The 16,394-nt window shown below is 55.2% G+C and carries 11 protein-coding genes; 3 read left to right on the top strand and 8 right to left on the bottom strand.

Going from position 1 to position 16,394, the window contains the following annotated elements:
• Positions 1-18: 18 nt before the first annotated feature.
• On the top strand, positions 19-2,682 hold the full coding sequence (locus D888_RS0102205) for a M16 family metallopeptidase (protein WP_020674887.1): 2,664 nt from the start codon (positions 19-21) through the stop codon (positions 2,680-2,682).
• A gap of 170 nt (positions 2,683-2,852) precedes the next feature.
• On the opposite strand, the gene D888_RS0102200 is transcribed toward D888_RS0102205, so the two are convergent.
• From D888_RS0102200 to D888_RS0102165, 8 genes are all read right to left on the bottom strand, one after another.
• On the bottom strand, positions 2,853-4,202 hold the full coding sequence (locus D888_RS0102200) for an aminotransferase class III-fold pyridoxal phosphate-dependent enzyme (protein WP_020674886.1): 1,350 nt from the start codon (positions 4,200-4,202) through the stop codon (positions 2,853-2,855).
• Positions 4,203-4,240: 38 nt separating this feature from the next.
• Entirely contained in the window at positions 4,241-5,476 is a 1,236-nt protein-coding gene (locus tag D888_RS0102195; RefSeq protein ID WP_020674885.1) for a Zn-dependent hydrolase, read from the bottom strand.
• A gap of 229 nt (positions 5,477-5,705) precedes the next feature.
• A complete protein-coding gene (locus D888_RS0102190; protein WP_020674884.1) occupies positions 5,706-7,220 on the bottom strand; it encodes a CoA-acylating methylmalonate-semialdehyde dehydrogenase in 1,515 nt (504 codons plus the stop codon).
• A gap of 315 nt (positions 7,221-7,535) precedes the next feature.
• Entirely contained in the window at positions 7,536-8,924 is a 1,389-nt protein-coding gene (hydA, locus tag D888_RS0102185; protein WP_020674883.1) for a dihydropyrimidinase, read from the bottom strand.
• A gap of 18 nt (positions 8,925-8,942) precedes the next feature.
• Complete coding sequence (preA, locus tag D888_RS20450) at positions 8,943-10,229, bottom strand: NAD-dependent dihydropyrimidine dehydrogenase subunit PreA (protein ID WP_020674882.1); 1,287 nt, start codon at positions 10,227-10,229, stop codon at positions 8,943-8,945.
• 2 nt (positions 10,230-10,231) lie between these two features.
• The gene (locus tag D888_RS20445; RefSeq protein ID WP_020674881.1) at positions 10,232-11,569 is read right to left on the bottom strand and encodes an FAD-dependent oxidoreductase; all 1,338 of its coding nucleotides are present in this window, start codon (positions 11,567-11,569) and stop codon (positions 10,232-10,234) included.
• Between the two features lie 197 nt (positions 11,570-11,766).
• Entirely contained in the window at positions 11,767-12,534 is a 768-nt protein-coding gene (locus D888_RS0102170) for a DUF5020 family protein (RefSeq protein ID WP_020674880.1), read from the bottom strand.
• A gap of 107 nt (positions 12,535-12,641) precedes the next feature.
• Positions 12,642-14,129 carry an NCS1 family nucleobase:cation symporter-1 gene (locus D888_RS0102165; protein WP_020674879.1) on the bottom strand — a complete coding sequence of 496 codons (1,488 nt, stop codon included), beginning with the start codon at positions 14,127-14,129 and terminating at the stop codon, positions 12,642-12,644.
• Between the two features lie 540 nt (positions 14,130-14,669).
• On the opposite strand from D888_RS0102165, the gene D888_RS0102160 reads away from it, so the two are divergent.
• Both D888_RS0102160 and D888_RS0102155 read left to right on the top strand, forming a co-directional pair.
• Positions 14,670-15,320 (top strand): TetR family transcriptional regulator C-terminal domain-containing protein, encoded by a 651-nt coding sequence (locus tag D888_RS0102160; protein ID WP_020674878.1) that lies wholly within the window; start codon positions 14,670-14,672, stop codon positions 15,318-15,320.
• 210 nt (positions 15,321-15,530) lie between these two features.
• Complete coding sequence (locus tag D888_RS0102155) at positions 15,531-16,079, top strand: cupin domain-containing protein (RefSeq protein WP_211215653.1); 549 nt, start codon at positions 15,531-15,533, stop codon at positions 16,077-16,079.
• Positions 16,080-16,394 lie beyond the last annotated feature (315 nt).

The following is a 16,394-nucleotide window of genomic DNA, read 5'->3' as shown; positions in this document are numbered from 1 at the left end:
AAGCCCAGGGAGTTTTGTATGAAAACCACCTTAGTTACTATTCTGGCGACCTTGCTGACAGCGCTGTTGCTTCCCCCCGCCAGTTTCGCCCAACCGAACCAGGAGATACTGCGCGAGACCCTCGCTAATGGGCTGCGGGTGATGATCATCCATAATGATCTTGCTCCGGTCGTGACCACCCAGATCAACTATCTGGTCGGCTCCAACGAAGCCCCGCAGGGCTATCCCGGCATGGCCCATGCCCAGGAGCACATGATGTTTCGCGGCAGTCCCGGGCTTTCTGCCGACCAGTTGGCCAGCCTCATTGCGAGCATGGGTGGAGAATTCAACGCCAACACGCAACAGACAGTGACTCAGTACTTCTTCACCGTTCCGGCTGGTGATCTGGGGGTCGCCCTGCACCTGGAATCCCTGCGCATGCGGGATGTGCTCGACAGCGACAGCCTCTGGGACAAGGAACGCGGTGCCATCGAGCAGGAAGTCGCGCAAGACCTTTCAAATCCTGAGTACCTTTTCTACACCCAGCTGCTGGGCAAGTTGTACTCCGGCACCCCTTACGCCCACGACGCGCTGGGCTCTCGGTCCTCTTTCGACAAGACCAGCGGAGCCATGCTCCACAAGTTCCACCGCGACTGGTATGGGCCCAATAATGCCATCCTGGTCATCGTCGGCAAGATTGATCCGCATAAAACTCTGGCTATGGTCAAGGAGCTGTTCGGGGCCATCCCTGCGCGCCCTTTGCCGCTACGCACCCAGGTGAAGCTCCAGCCTCTCAAGCCCGCCGCCATCCGCCTCGAAACGGACCGCCCCTACGGCATGGCAGTGGTCGCCTACCGCCTGCCCGGCTACAACAGTCCGGATTTTGCCGCTGGTCAGGTGCTGGCCGATGTGCTTGACAGCCGCCGCGGCAACCTCTACGCCCTGGTTCCCGCCGGGCAGGCGCTGTACGCTGGTTTCAGCGCTGAACCCCTGCCTGACGCCTGTACCGCCTACGCAATGGCGGCCTTCGCCCGCGGTGCCGACGGGGAAGCGCTGCTCGACAAAATGCAAGGGATTATCGGCGATTACCTCAAAAATGGCCTCCCTGCGGACCTGATCGAAGCAGCCAAACGCAAAGAACTCGCCGCAGCAGAGTTTGAAAAAAATTCAATTCCCGGCCTCGCCGACAGCTGGTCCCAGGCCCTGGCTATAGAGGGTCGCCAATCCCCGAGTGACGACCTCGAAGCGATCCGGCGTGTCACCGCCGCCGATGTCGCCCGGGTCGCCCGCTCGGTGCTGCGCAATGAAACGTCCTTGACGGCCGTGCTCACACCGCGCCCTTCCGATCAACCCGTGGCAGCCAGAGGTTACGGCGGCGGGGAATCTTTCACTCCCAGCCGCACGCTTAAGGTTAAGCTCCCCGCCTGGGCCAAGGATGCCGGCCTTTCGAGTGCAACCTTACCGGCGCAGTTGAAGGTCACGGAGAGTCTGTTACCTAACGGTCTGCGTCTCATCGTGCTGCCAAGCGACATCAGCCACACAGTCAGCCTTTACGGTGAAGTCCGCAACAACCCGGACCTGCAGGCTCCCAAGGGGCAGGAGGGGGTGGCCGGTCTTCTCGACGAGCTCTTTGCCTACGGCAGCACCCACCTCGACCGCATGTCCTATCAGAAGGCCCTTGATGATATATCCGCCGAGGCCAGTGCCGGCACGGCCTTCTCCTTACAGACCCTGTCGGAGCATTTCGAGCAGGGGGTCGCCCTGCTCGCCGACAACCTGCTGCACCCCGCGCTGCCCGAGAAGGCTTTTCAGGTAGTGCGCGATCAGAGCGCCCGTTCCCGCGCCGGCGAACTGCAGAGTCCGGGCTACCTCTCACACCGCGCGTTGCACGAGGGCCTTTATCCCGCGGATGACCCGGCACTGAGACAGGCGACTCCCGCGACCATCAAGGCGTTGAATCTGGCTGCGGTCAAAGCCTACTACCGGCAGGTGTTTCGCCCCGATATGACGACCATCGTCATCGTCGGCGATATCGACCCGACAAAAGCCGGGGAGATTATCGGCAAAGCCTTTGGTTCCTGGGGCGCTAAAGGCCCGAAACCAGTGATCGACTTGCCGGCGGTCCCGGACAATAAACCCTCGGTTCACCGCGTAGTCGATCGCAGTCGGGTCCAGGACCAGGTCACCCTCGCCCAGACCCTGGGACTGACTCGCACCGATGCAGACCATTATGCCCTGGAGGTTGGTGCCCACGTCCTCGCCGGAGCCTTCTACGCCACCCGTCTTTACCACGACCTGCGTGAAGAGGCAGGTCTGGTCTACAGCGTGGATGCGATGTTCCACTTCGGCAAAACCCGCTCGAACTTCGGCATCTTTTACGCCTGCGACCCGCAGAACGTCGACAAGGCGCGCGCGCTGGTGGTGCGCGATCTCAAGCAGATGCAGACCACCCCCGTGAGCGATAATGAACTGCGGCAGGCCAAGACCCTGCTGCTAAGTCAGTTAATTCTTTCCCGCGCCGGACTTGATCAAATTGGGGGGGATCTGCTGAGCCTGGCGACAGAAGGACTCCCCCTGAACGAACCGTTGCGCGCCGCCAGACAATACCGCAAGACCACCGCCGCTCAGGTCAAACAGGCCTTTGCACACTGGTTACGTCCCGAAGCCCTGGTTCAGGTGGTGCTCGGAGCGCCAGACAAGTAGTTGCCGCTGGTTATCAACCTGGCGCAAGGTAATTTTAGGGAACAGGCTCGGAGCGAGCAAAGATGAGGGGACTACCTGATATCTAACAAAAAAGCGGGGCAGACAGATCAAAAAGATCCGGCCTGCCCCGCAGAACGCTTAGCACAACATTTTCACAGCACCACCAGGGTTCAGCCGACAACCGCCTTGTCGGTGATCTCCAGGCCGCGATCGATAATGTCGAAGCTTTCACGCAGCTGCTCTTCGGTGATACACAGCGGCGGATTGGTGAACAGGTTGTTCCAGTGGATGAAGGTTGCCAGGCCGTGCTCCTTGAGATAGGCCCCCAGCTGAGTCATCTCGGGGCTGGTGCCATTAAAAGGCGCCATAGGTTCGCGGGTCGTACGATTTTTTACCAGCTCGATAATTCCGAACAGACCGATCGAACGGACGTCGCCGACCGAGGGGTGTCGGGCCTTCAGTCCCTGATGAAGTTCGGCCATAACCTTGCCCATGCGCTTGGAATTGCCGATCAGGTCGTCTTCCTCCAGCACACGCAGGGTCGCGACGGCAGCAGCCAGACTCATGGGGTGACCGCTGTAAGTCAGACCGCCATAGAAGACATTCTTGCCGAAATATTCGGCAATGCGCTCACTCATCGCCACGCATCCCAGCGGCATATAGGCCGAAGTGAGGCCCTTGGCCATGGTGATAATATCTGGCACCACGCCCCAGTTATCGACGGCAAACCATTCTCCGGTGCGCCCGAGGCCGGCCATGACCTCGTCACAGATCAGCAGGATGCCGTACTTGTCGCACAGCGCCCGCAGACCCTGCATGTAGCCATCGGGAGGCACGATCAGGCCGTTGGTTCCGGTGACCGATTCGATAAAGACCGCCGCGATTGTCTGCGGGCCCTCGTACATCATGATCTCTTCCATATTCTTTAGGCAGAGCAAGCCACAGTCGCTACAGTTGTCACGTCCAAAGCTACAGCGGTACTCGTAGGGATCGAAAGCGCGGATCACCCCGGGCATCCCCGGCTCAGTGGGCCAGCGGCGCGGATCACCGGTCAGAGCAATGGCCCCGGCGCTGGCACCGTGGTAGGAGCGGTAACGAGCAACAATTTTATTCCGCCCGGTAAACTGACGGGCCATTTTGATGGCGTTTTCGTTGGCTTCGGCACCGCCGACAGTAAAGAAAAACTTGTTCAGGTCGCCGGGGGTATGTCTGGCGAGCAGCGGTCCGATTTCGGCGCGAATCCGCGTCGCCACGCCCGGTCCGGCATAGGCCAATTCCTGAGCCTGCCCCTTGATAGCATCGATCACCCGCTGGTCGCCATGGCCGATATTGCTGCACATCAGCTGCGAATTCATATCGGTGTAGCGCTTGCCGTTGGCGTCCCAGAAGTAAACCCCTTCGGCACGCACCATCGGAATCGGGCTGACTGCGTCCTGGGCCGACCAGGACCAGAACGTATATTTTTTACAGAGCTCAACCATCTGATCGGCGGTCATCGCTTCATTGGCTGTTTTTTCCATCAACTTATCTCCTTCAATAGGAAAGATTTTTAGGTCAACTAACAGGTCCCGGCGCGCTTGAGAATTGTCTTGAGCAGAACATTACAGCCGGCAGCGAGGTCCGAGGGCTTGGCATTCTCGATCTCGTTATGGCTGATGCCGTTTTCGCAGGGGACAAAAATCATTCCGGTCGGTGCCATACTGGCAATGTACATGGCATCGTGACCGGCGCCACTGATAATATCACGGTGAGAATACCCGAGCTCCTCAGCACTCTGACGCACCGCATCAATACACTCCTGAGCAAAGTAGATGGTCGGAAACTCTGCGGTCGGAGTGATCTCGATTTCCAGAACGCCCTCCTGTTGCATCTCCTCCAGAACTCTTCTCAGCTCCTGCTCCATCTCTGCGAGTTTTTTGACCTCAAAATGCCGAAAATCAACCGACATGTAGACACTGCCGGGTATGACGTTGCGCGAGTTGGGATAGACCCGCATGGACCCGACGGTGGCGCAGGCATTGGGCAAATGGTCGAGGCCGATGCGGTTAACTTCGGTTACGATGCGCGCTGCCCCCAGCAGGGCATCCTTGCGTAGATGCATCGGAGTCGGTCCGGCGTGGGATTCGCGGCCGGTCAGGGTGATATCGAACCATCTCTGGCCCAGGGCACCGGTAAGAACGCCGATGGTTTTCTGCTCGTCTTCGAGGATGGGGCCTTGTTCGATGTGCGCTTCGAAATAACTGCCGACGGAGAAGCCGGTCTCCTTCCGCTCGCCAGCATAGCCGATGCGAGCCAACTCTTCGCCCAGAGTTTTGCCTGCGGCATCCTTGCAGGCGTAGCCCTCTTCCAGGCTGAAGAGGCCTGCGAACACGCCGGAACCGATCATGCAGGGAGCAAAACGCGAACCCTCTTCATTGGTCCAGGCCACGGCTTCGATCGGTGCTTCGGTCTGGATATGCTGTTCATTGAGGGTGCGAATAACCTCCAACCCGGCCAGAACGCCGTAAATGCCGTCGAATTTTCCTCCAGTCGGCTGAGAATCGATATGGCTGCCGGTCATGACCGGGGGAAGGTTATTGTCCCGACCTGCCCGGCGGGCAAAAATGTTGCCCATGCGGTCGACTGTTACCGTGCAGCCGGCTTCGGTGCACCAGCGCACGAAGAGGTCGCGGGCCTGTCGGTCTTCTTCAGTGAGGGTTAAGCGACAGACGCCGCCTTTGGGGGTCGCGCCATGCTGGGCCATCTCCATCAACGACTGCCAGAGACGGTCTTCGTTTATGCTGAGATTCTTCATCCGTTATCTGCTCCTCTGTCCAATGTGCCTGTCTTGGAGTTGTCACCAGGGTTCAATTTTTTCCAGTACCCCGGCAAGACAAAGCTTATTCCAAAAGGAATTCCGGGCCGGACCAAACCGAGAGGGGTTAGCCGGCCCGGCCCAGCCATCATTTGGCAACTCACGCCATGACGGTTCCTGACCCTGATAAAAATCCGGCCACCTCCCGGCGACCGGATCCTGTTGGTCCTCAGCTGTTGATCGGGAAGGTAAAGACCGCAGTCTCACGTACCCCGGAAGGCCAACGCTGGGTGATGGTTTTACGTTTGGTATAGAAGCGCACCGCATCCGGCCCATAAGCGTGAAGATCGCCAAAGAGAGAGCGTTTCCAGCCACCAAAACTGTGATAGGAGACCGGCACCGGCAAGGGGACATTAATGCCGACCATACCGACCTTGATATTGTCGGTGAAGTAACGGGCGGCCTCGCCATCGCGGGTAAAGAGACAGGTCCCGTTGCCATACTCGTGGGCGTCGATCAAATCCATCGCCTGTTGCAGGCTCTCGGCCCGCACCACACAGAGCACCGGACCGAAGATCTCATCGCGGTAAATCTTCATACCCGGAGTGACCTTGTCGAACAGACAGCCGCCGAGGAAATAGCCCTCTTCATGACCGGCAACCACCAGACCACGGCCATCAACCACCAGTTCGGCACCTTCTGTTACGCCCAGGTCAACATACCCCTTGACCTTTTTAAAATGTTCTTTGGTGATCAGCGGGCCCATATCATTGCTGACGTCGGTGCCGGGACCAACCTTCATGACCGCCAGCTCCGCCTTTAATTTTTTGACCAGGGCGTCACCGACTTCATTGCCGACCGCGACAACCACCGGAATCGCCATACAGCGCTCACCGCAGGAACCGTAGGCCGCGCCCATCAAAGCGCTGACGGCGTTATCGAGATCGGCATCAGGCATGACAATGGCGTGATTCTTCGCCCCGCCCAGGGCTTGAACGCGCTTGCCGTTGGAGGTGCCGGTCTTGTAGATATATTCGGCAATCGGCGTCGAACCGACAAAACTCACCGCCATGATGCGCTCATCGCTCAGCAGTACATCAACTGCCTCTTTGTCACCGTTGACCACGTTGAGGACTCCGGGGGGCAACCCGGCCTCGAGTGCCAGCTCGGCCAGATACATCATGCAGGAAGGATCGCGCTCGGAGGGCTTCAACACAAAGGTATTGCCGCAGACAATGGCCATCGGCCACATCCACAGGGGAACCATGGCCGGAAAATTGAACGGGGTAATTCCGGCGACAACCCCGAGAGGCTGAAACTCACTCCAGGAATCAATGGACGGCCCCACATTTTTGCTGTGCTCCCCCTTGAGCAGCTCGGGCGCACCGCAGGCATATTCGACATTTTCGATGCCACGCTGTAGTTCGCCGGCCGCATCGTTCAGCACCTTGCCGTGCTCGGCAGTCAGCAGCGCACAGATCTTGTCGGAATTTTGTTCCATCAACGTTTTCAGACGATACATCACCTGCGCGCGCTTGGCCGGCGGGGTATTCCGCCAGGCCGGATAAGCAGCTTCGGCATTGGCAATGGCTGCTGCAACCTCTGAAGCATTCGCCAGCGCAACTCTCCCGGTGACCTTGCCGGTCGCCGGATTATAAACGTCAGCGTAGCGGCCGCTGACACCGGCAACGACCTTGCCGTTTATATAGTGATCGATCGTTTTAAGTTCTGCTGCCTTGGTCATCTGCTCTTCCTCCTGTTGTTATCTGTTATGGTCGATGCTGTCGCAATAGAAGTCTGAACGACCATCTGAACTAGACACTAACATGGTTATAAAATTAGACAAGCTAAAAGTGATCATTTTATTAAACACAATGTCTTTATCTCGACCATCCTCTAGCAAAAGCCCCATAGCCTAAATGCCTCAGTTGTTGCGATGCAGTCAGGTTAATGCGCTTGCCATAGCGATTAGCGTCCGCCTCGAGCAAAAAAAATTGATGTTTAATAAATTAAATGATCTCGCTTTCCTGTAGCTACGGATAAAACTGCGTGTAACCGCTCAATCGCGAAGCGGAACTCTCTTCACAAACCGGCCATGGCCTGGCACACCGACAAATTCAACCCGGTCGTTCTGCCATTCGGCGACTCTTTGTCCCCGTGAAAAAACGACCTCCGGCATACCGGTTACATCCCTGTTTTCGTAGGGATTGTAGTCGACATTCATATGCAACTTATCCTGGGCGATGGTGAATTTACGCGCCGGGTCGAACACCACTATATCGGCATCCTTGCCGACCTCAATGGCACCCTTATCTTTCAGACCGAAAATCCGGGCGGTGCTGGTTGCGAGCACATCGACCATCTTCTCAAGACTTATCTTACCCGTGACGACCCCTTCCGAGTGGAGCAGCGGCAGCAGGGTTTCGATCCCGGGCGCGCCGTTAGGGATTTTTTTGTAGTCATCCTTGCCGAACATATCTTTCTTGCCGTTGAAGTCAAACGGACAGTGATCGGTCGCCATAACCTGGACATCTCCGGCTTTCAACCCGCCCCACAAGGCCGCGTTGCTCTCCCTGGTCCGCAGCGGTGGCGACATGACATACTTGGCCCCGCCGAAATCTGCCTCCTTGTAGCACTCCTCGTCGAGCAGCAGATACTGCGGGCAGGTTTCGGCATAGATATCGATCCCGCGACTGCGAAACTCCTTGACCTTGGCCAACCCTTCTCGCGAAGAGAGATGCACAATATAGAGCCGCGAACCGGTAAATTCTGCCAGGCGTGCGGCGCGTTCCACCGCTTCCTCCTCGGCAATATTCGGGCGGCTGACGGCATGATAGTAGGGGGCCAGTTTCCCTTCATGCTCAAGTTTTTCGTTCATATGCTGGATGATATGCGGATTTTCGGCGTGCACCTGAACCAGTCCTCCATGTTTCCGGGTCCGCTCCAGCAGTTTGATCATGGTGGCGTCGTCAACCCGGAAATCGTAGACCATGAAGATCTTGAAACTGGGGGTACCGTACTCAAGGATCGCTTGCTTAACCTCGTCAATAACCTCGGGACGCGGGTCGGTGATTGCCGGGTGCAATGAATAATCAACCGCGACCATGCCCTCGGCGAGGGCCATCTTGCGATTAAGCCCCTGACGGATTGATTCCCCCTTCTGCTGGATCTGGAAATCAATCACCGTGGTCACCCCGCCGCAAGCCGCGGCGATCGTTCCCGATTTATAGTCATCCTGAGCATAGGTTCCCATAAAGGGCATGCACAAATGGGTGTGGGGATCGATCGCTCCGGGCAGGACATACTTCCCCCTGGCGTCGACGACCTCATCAGCCGTGTTCCCGAGATCGACCCCGATAGCGACGATCTTGCCGTTTTCGGCCAGAACATCCGCGACATAACTTCCGGTTGCGGTGACAACCAGACCTCCCTTGATCAATAAGCTCATCTTTGCCTCCTTCAAGTTCTATTTGAACGCTTCAAGCTTGAGCTCGGACCCGAGACCCTCGCCCATGACGGCAGTCTCTCGCCGTTGCCAGCCGGAAGGCTGTTTTTTATAGGTAATGAGTCCGGAGACCGGGCAGACAAAACTGCAGACCATACAACTCAGACATTTGTCCTCAATCAGTTTGGGGCGCCTTGTCTGGGCATCCCATTCGAGCGCCTGGCCTGCCGAGTCGTTGCAGACAATCAGACATTGGCCGCAGCCGACGCAACGATCGAGGTCGTAACTGGCGATCCCCTGACTCTCGAGGTTAAACTTGTCCGTCTCCTGCAGAGTGGGCAGGGCTTTGCCAACCAAATCAGCGACCCTTAAGATATTGCGTTCGAGCATATAATCGGAAAGGCCTTCAATCAGGTCTTCGACGATGCGATAGCCGTAGTGAATGATACCGGTGGTGACCTGGACGGTAGTGGAGCCAAGGAGAATATATTCAAGGGCGTCGATCCAGGTTTCTATCCCCCCTTGCCCCGAGAGAGGCAGCCCGAGTTTTTCGCACTTGGCCAGGTCGGCGATGAAACGTAACCCGATCGGCTTGACTGTTGGCCCTGAGGTTCCGCTGATCGCGCCGATGCCGGCCACATTCGGCCGCGCGGTCCAGTCATCTAGCCCGATCTGGGAAATGCCCCGGACCGTATTGATGGCGGCAATCGCGTCGGCTCCGCCCTGTTTGGCAAACAGCGCAGGTTCGGTCATGTCGGTGATATTCGGGGTCATTTTGGCCAGAACCGGGATCGACACCGCCCTTTTGACCGTTGCGGTAAATTTTTCAATCAGGTGGTTAGCCTGTCCGACCTTGTGGCCGGACCCTTCGACGGTCATATGCGGGCAGGAGAAGTTGAGTTCCAGCATATCGGCGCCGTTATCCTCCGATGCTTTGGCCAGATAGGCCCACTCCTCGTTCGAGAATCCCATGATGCTTGAGATGATGACCTTGCTTGGATAGTTTTTTTTCAGGTAGAGAAAATCAAGCAGATTATCCTTCAACGGACGATCGGAAATCTGCTCCACGTTCTGCAGACCGACCAGTCGCTTGCTGCCGTAGTTGTACGGGTTCATGCGCGGCGAGGGGTGCACAATAGGTACGCGATCAGAATTGAGAGTCTTGAAAGCGACCCCGCTCCAGCCCGCCTCAAAAGCCTTGGCGACCATCTCCGCGCTATTGGAAACCGGTGAAGAGGAGAGCAGAAAGGGGTTTTCAAATTTGACGCCGCAAAAATCCACGGCCAGATCAATTTTTTTTCGGGCCATGATCACATCTCCTTCTGCGACAGATAATCGGTAATCGCCATGGCGGCGAGTTTGCCGTCCTGAACCGCTTCCACCACCAACGCTGGACCACGAACAATGTCGCCTCCGGCGAAAATTCCAGGGACTGAGGTTTTTCTGGTCTTGGCATCGGCCTGAATCAGTCGCCGAGCATCCACCTTGACGTGAGGATACCAGGCTGGAGAATCGGCCTCTGCCTGGTTCCCGATCGCCTCGATGACTATATCGGCATTTAACACCCACTCGGAACCGGCAATCTCCTGCGGGCTTCTCCGATCTGAGCCCTGGGCTTCGGCCAATTGGGTGCGAATCAACCGCAGTCCCTCGACTTTATTCTGTTGGTTGACCACAAAACCAAGGGGCTGGTTCAGGAGCAGAAAGTGCACTCCGGACGCGAGGGTTTCAAGTCTCTCGCCCTCTTCGGCAGGCATCTGCGCAAAGGAGCGGCGATAGACCAGATAGACGTCTGTGGCGCCGAGTTTCAAGGCGGATTCAGCGCAGTCAATGGCGACGGAACCACCTCCGATGACGGCGACTACGGTTCCCGCGATCCTTGCTCGCATCTTCTCGAGCGATTCGGCGCGCAAGGCGGCTAAAAACTCAACCGAGGTAAACAGTCCATCGACACCCTGCTTCTCAGGGTTCAAGCTTGTGGCCGCCCAGAGCCCGGTGGCGATAAAGACCGCGGCGTACCCTTTGGCCAGGAGCTCTTCCGCCTGGCCCGGATTACGAATCGGGGTGTTACAGCAAAATTCGACCCCCAACTCTTTAATTTCCTGCAGTTCATGTTCAAGAAAGTTAACATCGTAACGGTACGCCGGGACTCCGTAGCGGATAACGCCGCCAGCCTCCGGGCGAGCCTCGAAGACCGTGACCGCGCAGCCGCGCTTGGCCAACTCGGCCGCACAACTCAGGCCTGCCGGCCCCGAACCGACGATGGCAACCTTTTTCCCGTTCGACTCGGCGGTTTCAAGAACCTTGAGGTTCCGCACCCAGGAATGCTCCACCAGAAATCGCTGGATTCTGGCAATCTCGACAGGCCTGCTGATTCCGGTCGCACAGCACTCCTTTTCGCAGAGCCGGCCTGCAGGACAGAGCACACCGCAAGCCCCGCCGAGGATGTTGTTCTCCTTGATGGTCCGGATCGCGCCGGTCACATTTTTCAAACGCAGCTTGCGGATGAAGGTGCCCGGGTCGGTATCCGCAGGGCAGGCCCTGGAGCAGGGCGCATCATGGCACAGGAGACAGCGTTCCGCTTCGGCGACGGCCTGATCAAGTGACATCCCCCCGGGCATCTGTTGAAATTTTTCAGGGTTGTACACGGTCGAACCTCCTCGTGTCGGTCTGGCATATGTTTCAATAATTGTGTCAAGGACGAAATAACAGACCTTCCGAACCCGGCTGGAGACTGTCTGATATTCTTTAGTGGGGCGGGCAGGATCGTTTGGTCAGGGACTATCGCGCTGAAATAAGAACAGGGGCCAGGCCACCAAGGGCCTGACCCCTGTTCTTATCTAGACTAGAAGACCCACTTCACCATGGCCTGGGGAAGGGACTCATTGGCCCCGTCAACGCCAAACTTGTTGTGCCAATACATATACTCTACGCCAACCCAGAGGCTGTCTGGAGCCTGCCAGAAGTTGCCAACATCGAGCAGCAGGCGCGGCTGACAGTCGATGTTGAATTTGGTGTTTCCTTCCGAACCGGCGATATCGGCAAAGCCCTCAAACAGCATTTTTGCCGAACCAACAGTAAACGGCAGCGCCCAGACCGGGGTGATCTGATAAGTTTGACCGTCCTGGTTCGGGTTGTTGCGTACATAAATGTTGATATCAGCGTAGGCGAATTTTGGGAGATCGAGGCTGAAGCCAACACCGTAAAGGTAGTTGTGAGAATATTCCCCCATCTCCAGGGTACTTGCCAGCAGGACATCTTTAACAAAACCGAAAGCAATTTTTTTGCCGGAGATCTTGCTCAGACTCAGGCGGGGAGAGAACTCGGCATACAGGTCGTTGGTACTATGGACCCCGTCGCGCATCGGGTTGACGACATCGAGAAAGAAGAAATTGTCACCATACTTCCAGCCGTTAGCATGCTCGAAAGTCAGGGTCGTCCGCGTGTCGTCCCCAAGCTTATAACCGCTACCCAGAAGTAACTCGACGTTGCTCGTTTGCCACTGGGCAGACCCGGCAAAGGCGCTGGTGGTCCCACATACCATTAGAAGGGTCGTTAGCATAAGTACGGTTGTAAACAGGCTCAGGCTTTTGTGAAAAAATGTGTAATTCATGACGCACTCACTCCTTGGTTTAATTGACAAGAATTAAAAGGGCAATAATGTGATGCCCGGCGGATTCATATTACACCGCAGATCGGTCGATTCCGACCCTGCGTTTATTACCGATTAAGTCCCACCCCCCGCTTGGTCAGCTGCCAATAAAGGATGCCGCCGAGCGCGGAGCCGGTGAACCAGCCGTAATCGTAGAACCACATCAGATTGCCAGTGGACAAAGCAAAGATGGTCAATCCGACCGGAATAAAGAACGCGAGCAGGCCGGCGCTATTAAAATTGGGGTACTCTCCACCGGTCTTGTAAATGTCGATCAGATTCAGCTTCTGCTTTCGGGTGATGAAGTAATCGACGATCATAATTCCGGCAATGGGCCCGAGGAGACTTGAGTAGCCGAGCAGCCAGTTGGAGTACATGCTCTCGACGCTGACGTCAGAGTGGACCCACTGCAGCTTCCGCAGCAGTTCCCAACCCATCAGCAGAATACCAACCAGGCCGGTCAGCAGGGTGCCACGCTTCATATTGATGTACTTGGGAAAGGCATTTTGAAAATCATTGGTTGGTGAAACGACGTTTGCCGCAATATTGGTCGAGATGGTCGCGATGATGATCATTATCATGGACAGAATAACCCAGAAAGGGCTGTGGATTTTTCCGATCAGAGAGATCGGATCGGAGATCGTCTCGCCAACCAGCGTTGTGGATGCCGCAGTCAGAACTACGCCCAGAGTCGCAAAGAGAAACATGGTTACCGGCAAACCGATGACCTGGCCGATGACCTGATCTTTCTGGGAACGGACAAAACGACTGAAATCAGGGATATTCAGCGACAGGGTCGCCCAGAAACCGACCATGGCGGTGAGCCCCCCGAAGAAATACTTCCAGACGGAAGCGCCTTCAGGACGACTGGGAGGAGCCGAGAGCAGTTGCCCGAAATCGATTTGTGGAGATGCCCAGAAAATCAAGCCGATGCCGACAGCCAGCAGCAAAGGTGCCGCCAGAGTCTCAAGCCATTTGATCGATTCGGATCCTCTAATCGCAACGAGAACATTCAGCGACCAGAAAATAAAGAACCCGAAAACTTCTCCGGTTCCTCCGAGGCTGGCCCAGCTGCTCGAAAATTCAGAGAGCAGCAGATGGACAGCCATGCCACCAAACATGGTCTGGATGCCGAACCAGCCGCAGGCAATCAGAGCCCGCACCATCGCCGGGAGGTTGGAGCCGTAAATGCCAAAAGATGAGCGAACCAGAACCGGGAAAGGAATACCGAATTTTGTTCCGGGGAAGGCATTGAGAGTCAAGGGAATGAGCACGATTATATTCGCGACGAGAATTGTAATCAGGGCCTCGGTCACATCCAGACCGAAATAAGAGGTTAACACGCCGCCCAGTGTATATGTGGGGACGCAGATCGCCATGCCCACCCACAGGGCTGCGACGTTCCAGGTTGACCAGGTTCTCTGACTGATCTTTGTGGGCGCAATGTCCTCATTGTACATAGGACTATCGATGACATCCTGACCTGCCTCCAGTTCAACAAACTCTCCAGATTGCTGGATATGTGACACGGCTTGCTTCAACCTCTGATCCGACATTTCTTCCTCCTCTGAATTTTATTTACAAGGGCTTTTGTTATTTCCCAGGGACAGGGAAATTTCAGCTATAGCAAAGGAAATGCCAAGCAGAAAGGCCCAAAGATCCGGCCCTGTGAGTGCCCCTTTCCTCCTGCCCCACTAGCCGGAAGAAAGTTGAATTAAACAATCAAAATATAAAAATGTTTTCATGTCTAACTACTATAAAGTTAAGGAGAATAAAACGATAATTGCCTTGGTTCCCATTATCTACAACGCAATACCAAACGCTGTTTTTTTGACCATGCGGTAAAAATATGGTACGGTCCCGGTGTTGTCAAGCAATTTTCGGGATTTGTTTAATTTTTTACACAAAAGTCAATTAAATGGTCAATAATTAGGCAATGGCACAATCCTTCCTCTTGCAGGCTGTTTCGGGCAGATTGAGTCGCCGCTTCTAGGTGTCATAGCGCAACTGATTGCCGCTCATGTGGCTGCTTGAGGTTTGATTATTTTTTAAACACTGGCATAGCAACCGGTCACCAGGTTCGACGGGAATATTGGATGGAAAACAACCAGGCGAAGAGCCCGCAGAAAAAGCGTTCCTCACTCAGTCGCAAAAAACATGAAGCTCGGATATTGAAGGCCGCGGAGGAGGTCTTTGCTCAGTTCGGCTTCAACGGTGCGACAATCGACACCATCGCCAAACGGGCTGGTCTGTCTAAGCAGAACATGCTTTATTATTTTGCCTCAAAGCAGTTGCTGTACCAAAAAGTGCTGGAAGATATTCTCGGCCTCTGGCTTGACAGCATGGCGCTTCTTGATCAACCCGGGCAAGACCCGGCGTCAAAGCTTGAAAGCTATATTCGAAAAAAAATTGAACTCTCACGAACCCGACCAAACGGTTCAAAGGTCTTTGCAACCGAAATCATTAACGGCGCCTCTCATCTCTCAGCCGAGATCAGGGCGAAATTGCTCTCGCGCTTCGAAGAAGATGTCAGGTTGGTAGAAAGCTGGATCACCGCCGGGAAGATGGACCAGATTGATCCGCAGCACCTCTTTTTCATGATCTGGTCGACCACTCAAACCTATGCGGATTTCTCGGCCCAGATAGAACTCATCCTGGGGAAAAAGAAACTGACTCTCCCCGACTTTGAAGACGCAGCCAAGTTCATCACTCAGGTGATCCTTAAGGGGACTGGTTTGAAATGTTAAGAAACTGTCTGTCTATGCTATTTATTACGTTCAAAAGGAGAAGACGCCATTATCAGGTAGAAAATATCCCTGTTCGGCTGCGGCGCTGTCAAATTTTATAGACACCGATCCTATACATACCTCAGGCTGCCTGATATATTGCCAGTTGGCTTGAGCGCACAATTTAATTTTTGCACTTATTTATTAAAACTTGAAAGTGAGATTTGGCAGGTGGATATCAATATTGGCGAGCGCTTGCGCACTATTCGCGAAATGTACGGGTTTTCCCAACGCGCCCTGGCAAAACGTGCCGACGTCACCAATGGCATCATTTCCATGATCGAGCAAAACAGCAGCAGTCCCTCAATTGCCACTCTCAAAAAAATTCTCGACGGATTTCCCATGTCCCTGACCGATTTTTTCTCCTTCGGCGCGCCAACCCAGGAGAAAATCATCTACCGCGCCAGCGAACTGACCGAAATCGGCGACAAAAATCTCTCCTACCTCCAGGTCGGCTCCAGTCTCAAGGAGAGATTAATGCAGATTATCCATGAGCGGATTGAGGTGGGAGCGGATACCGGCGAGGAGATGTTGCGTCATGAGGCTGAAGAGGGAGGCGTTGTCATTAAGGGTCAGATCGAACTGACTGTCGGAGGGCAAATTGACATTCTTGCCGAGGGCGACGCTTACTATTTTGACAGCCGTCTCCCTCACCGCTTTCGCAATCTCGGCGCAGAGGTTTGCGAAATAATAAGCGCCTGCTCCCCCCCTTCCTTCTAAGCGCGCAGCAAAAGCATCTGACACGTCGCGATCAAAATCATTCGATACGCGCGCAAATGCCTGATAATATTTATTTTGCCGGTCTGCTAAATTGGATTTGATTCCGCAGTAAAACTTAAACGGCCTTGTTACGCCGCCCAACAAACCCTGTTCTATTTTTCTGTTGTATATTTTTTTCAACATTGCTAGCTTGAATTTACTTTGCGCTAATGAACATACCAAACAGGGCACGATCGACACGTACCAACGGCTTGGTCCTCCTGGGTCGAATAGCCAGGTTCTCCAAGCTTGGAGAATATCTTTTTACCACCAGAT

Origin of the sequence: Geopsychrobacter electrodiphilus DSM 16401 (genome assembly GCF_000384395.1) — a bacterium.
In the GTDB taxonomy this organism is placed as follows: domain Bacteria; phylum Desulfobacterota; class Desulfuromonadia; order Desulfuromonadales; family Geopsychrobacteraceae; genus Geopsychrobacter; species Geopsychrobacter electrodiphilus.
This window is presented reverse-complemented; position numbering and strand designations above follow the sequence as displayed.

Coding starts and splice junctions, on each gene's coding strand:
- D888_RS0102190 (WP_020674884.1), bottom strand. CDS start 7,220: ATGACCAAGGCAGCAGAACTTAAAACGATCGATCACTATATAAACGGC.
- D888_RS0102205 (WP_020674887.1), top strand. CDS start 19: ATGAAAACCACCTTAGTTACTATTCTGGCGACCTTGCTGACAGCGCTG.
- D888_RS0102195 (WP_020674885.1), bottom strand. CDS start 5,476: ATGAAGAATCTCAGCATAAACGAAGACCGTCTCTGGCAGTCGTTGATG.
- preA (WP_020674882.1), bottom strand. CDS start 10,229: ATGGCCCGAAAAAAAATTGATCTGGCCGTGGATTTTTGCGGCGTCAAA.
- D888_RS0102165 (WP_020674879.1), bottom strand. CDS start 14,129: ATGTCGGATCAGAGGTTGAAGCAAGCCGTGTCACATATCCAGCAATCT.
- hydA (WP_020674883.1), bottom strand. CDS start 8,924: ATGAGCTTATTGATCAAGGGAGGTCTGGTTGTCACCGCAACCGGAAGT.
- D888_RS0102160 (WP_020674878.1), top strand. CDS start 14,670: ATGGAAAACAACCAGGCGAAGAGCCCGCAGAAAAAGCGTTCCTCACTC.
- D888_RS0102170 (WP_020674880.1), bottom strand. CDS start 12,534: ATGAATTACACATTTTTTCACAAAAGCCTGAGCCTGTTTACAACCGTA.
- D888_RS0102200 (WP_020674886.1), bottom strand. CDS start 4,202: ATGGAAAAAACAGCCAATGAAGCGATGACCGCCGATCAGATGGTTGAG.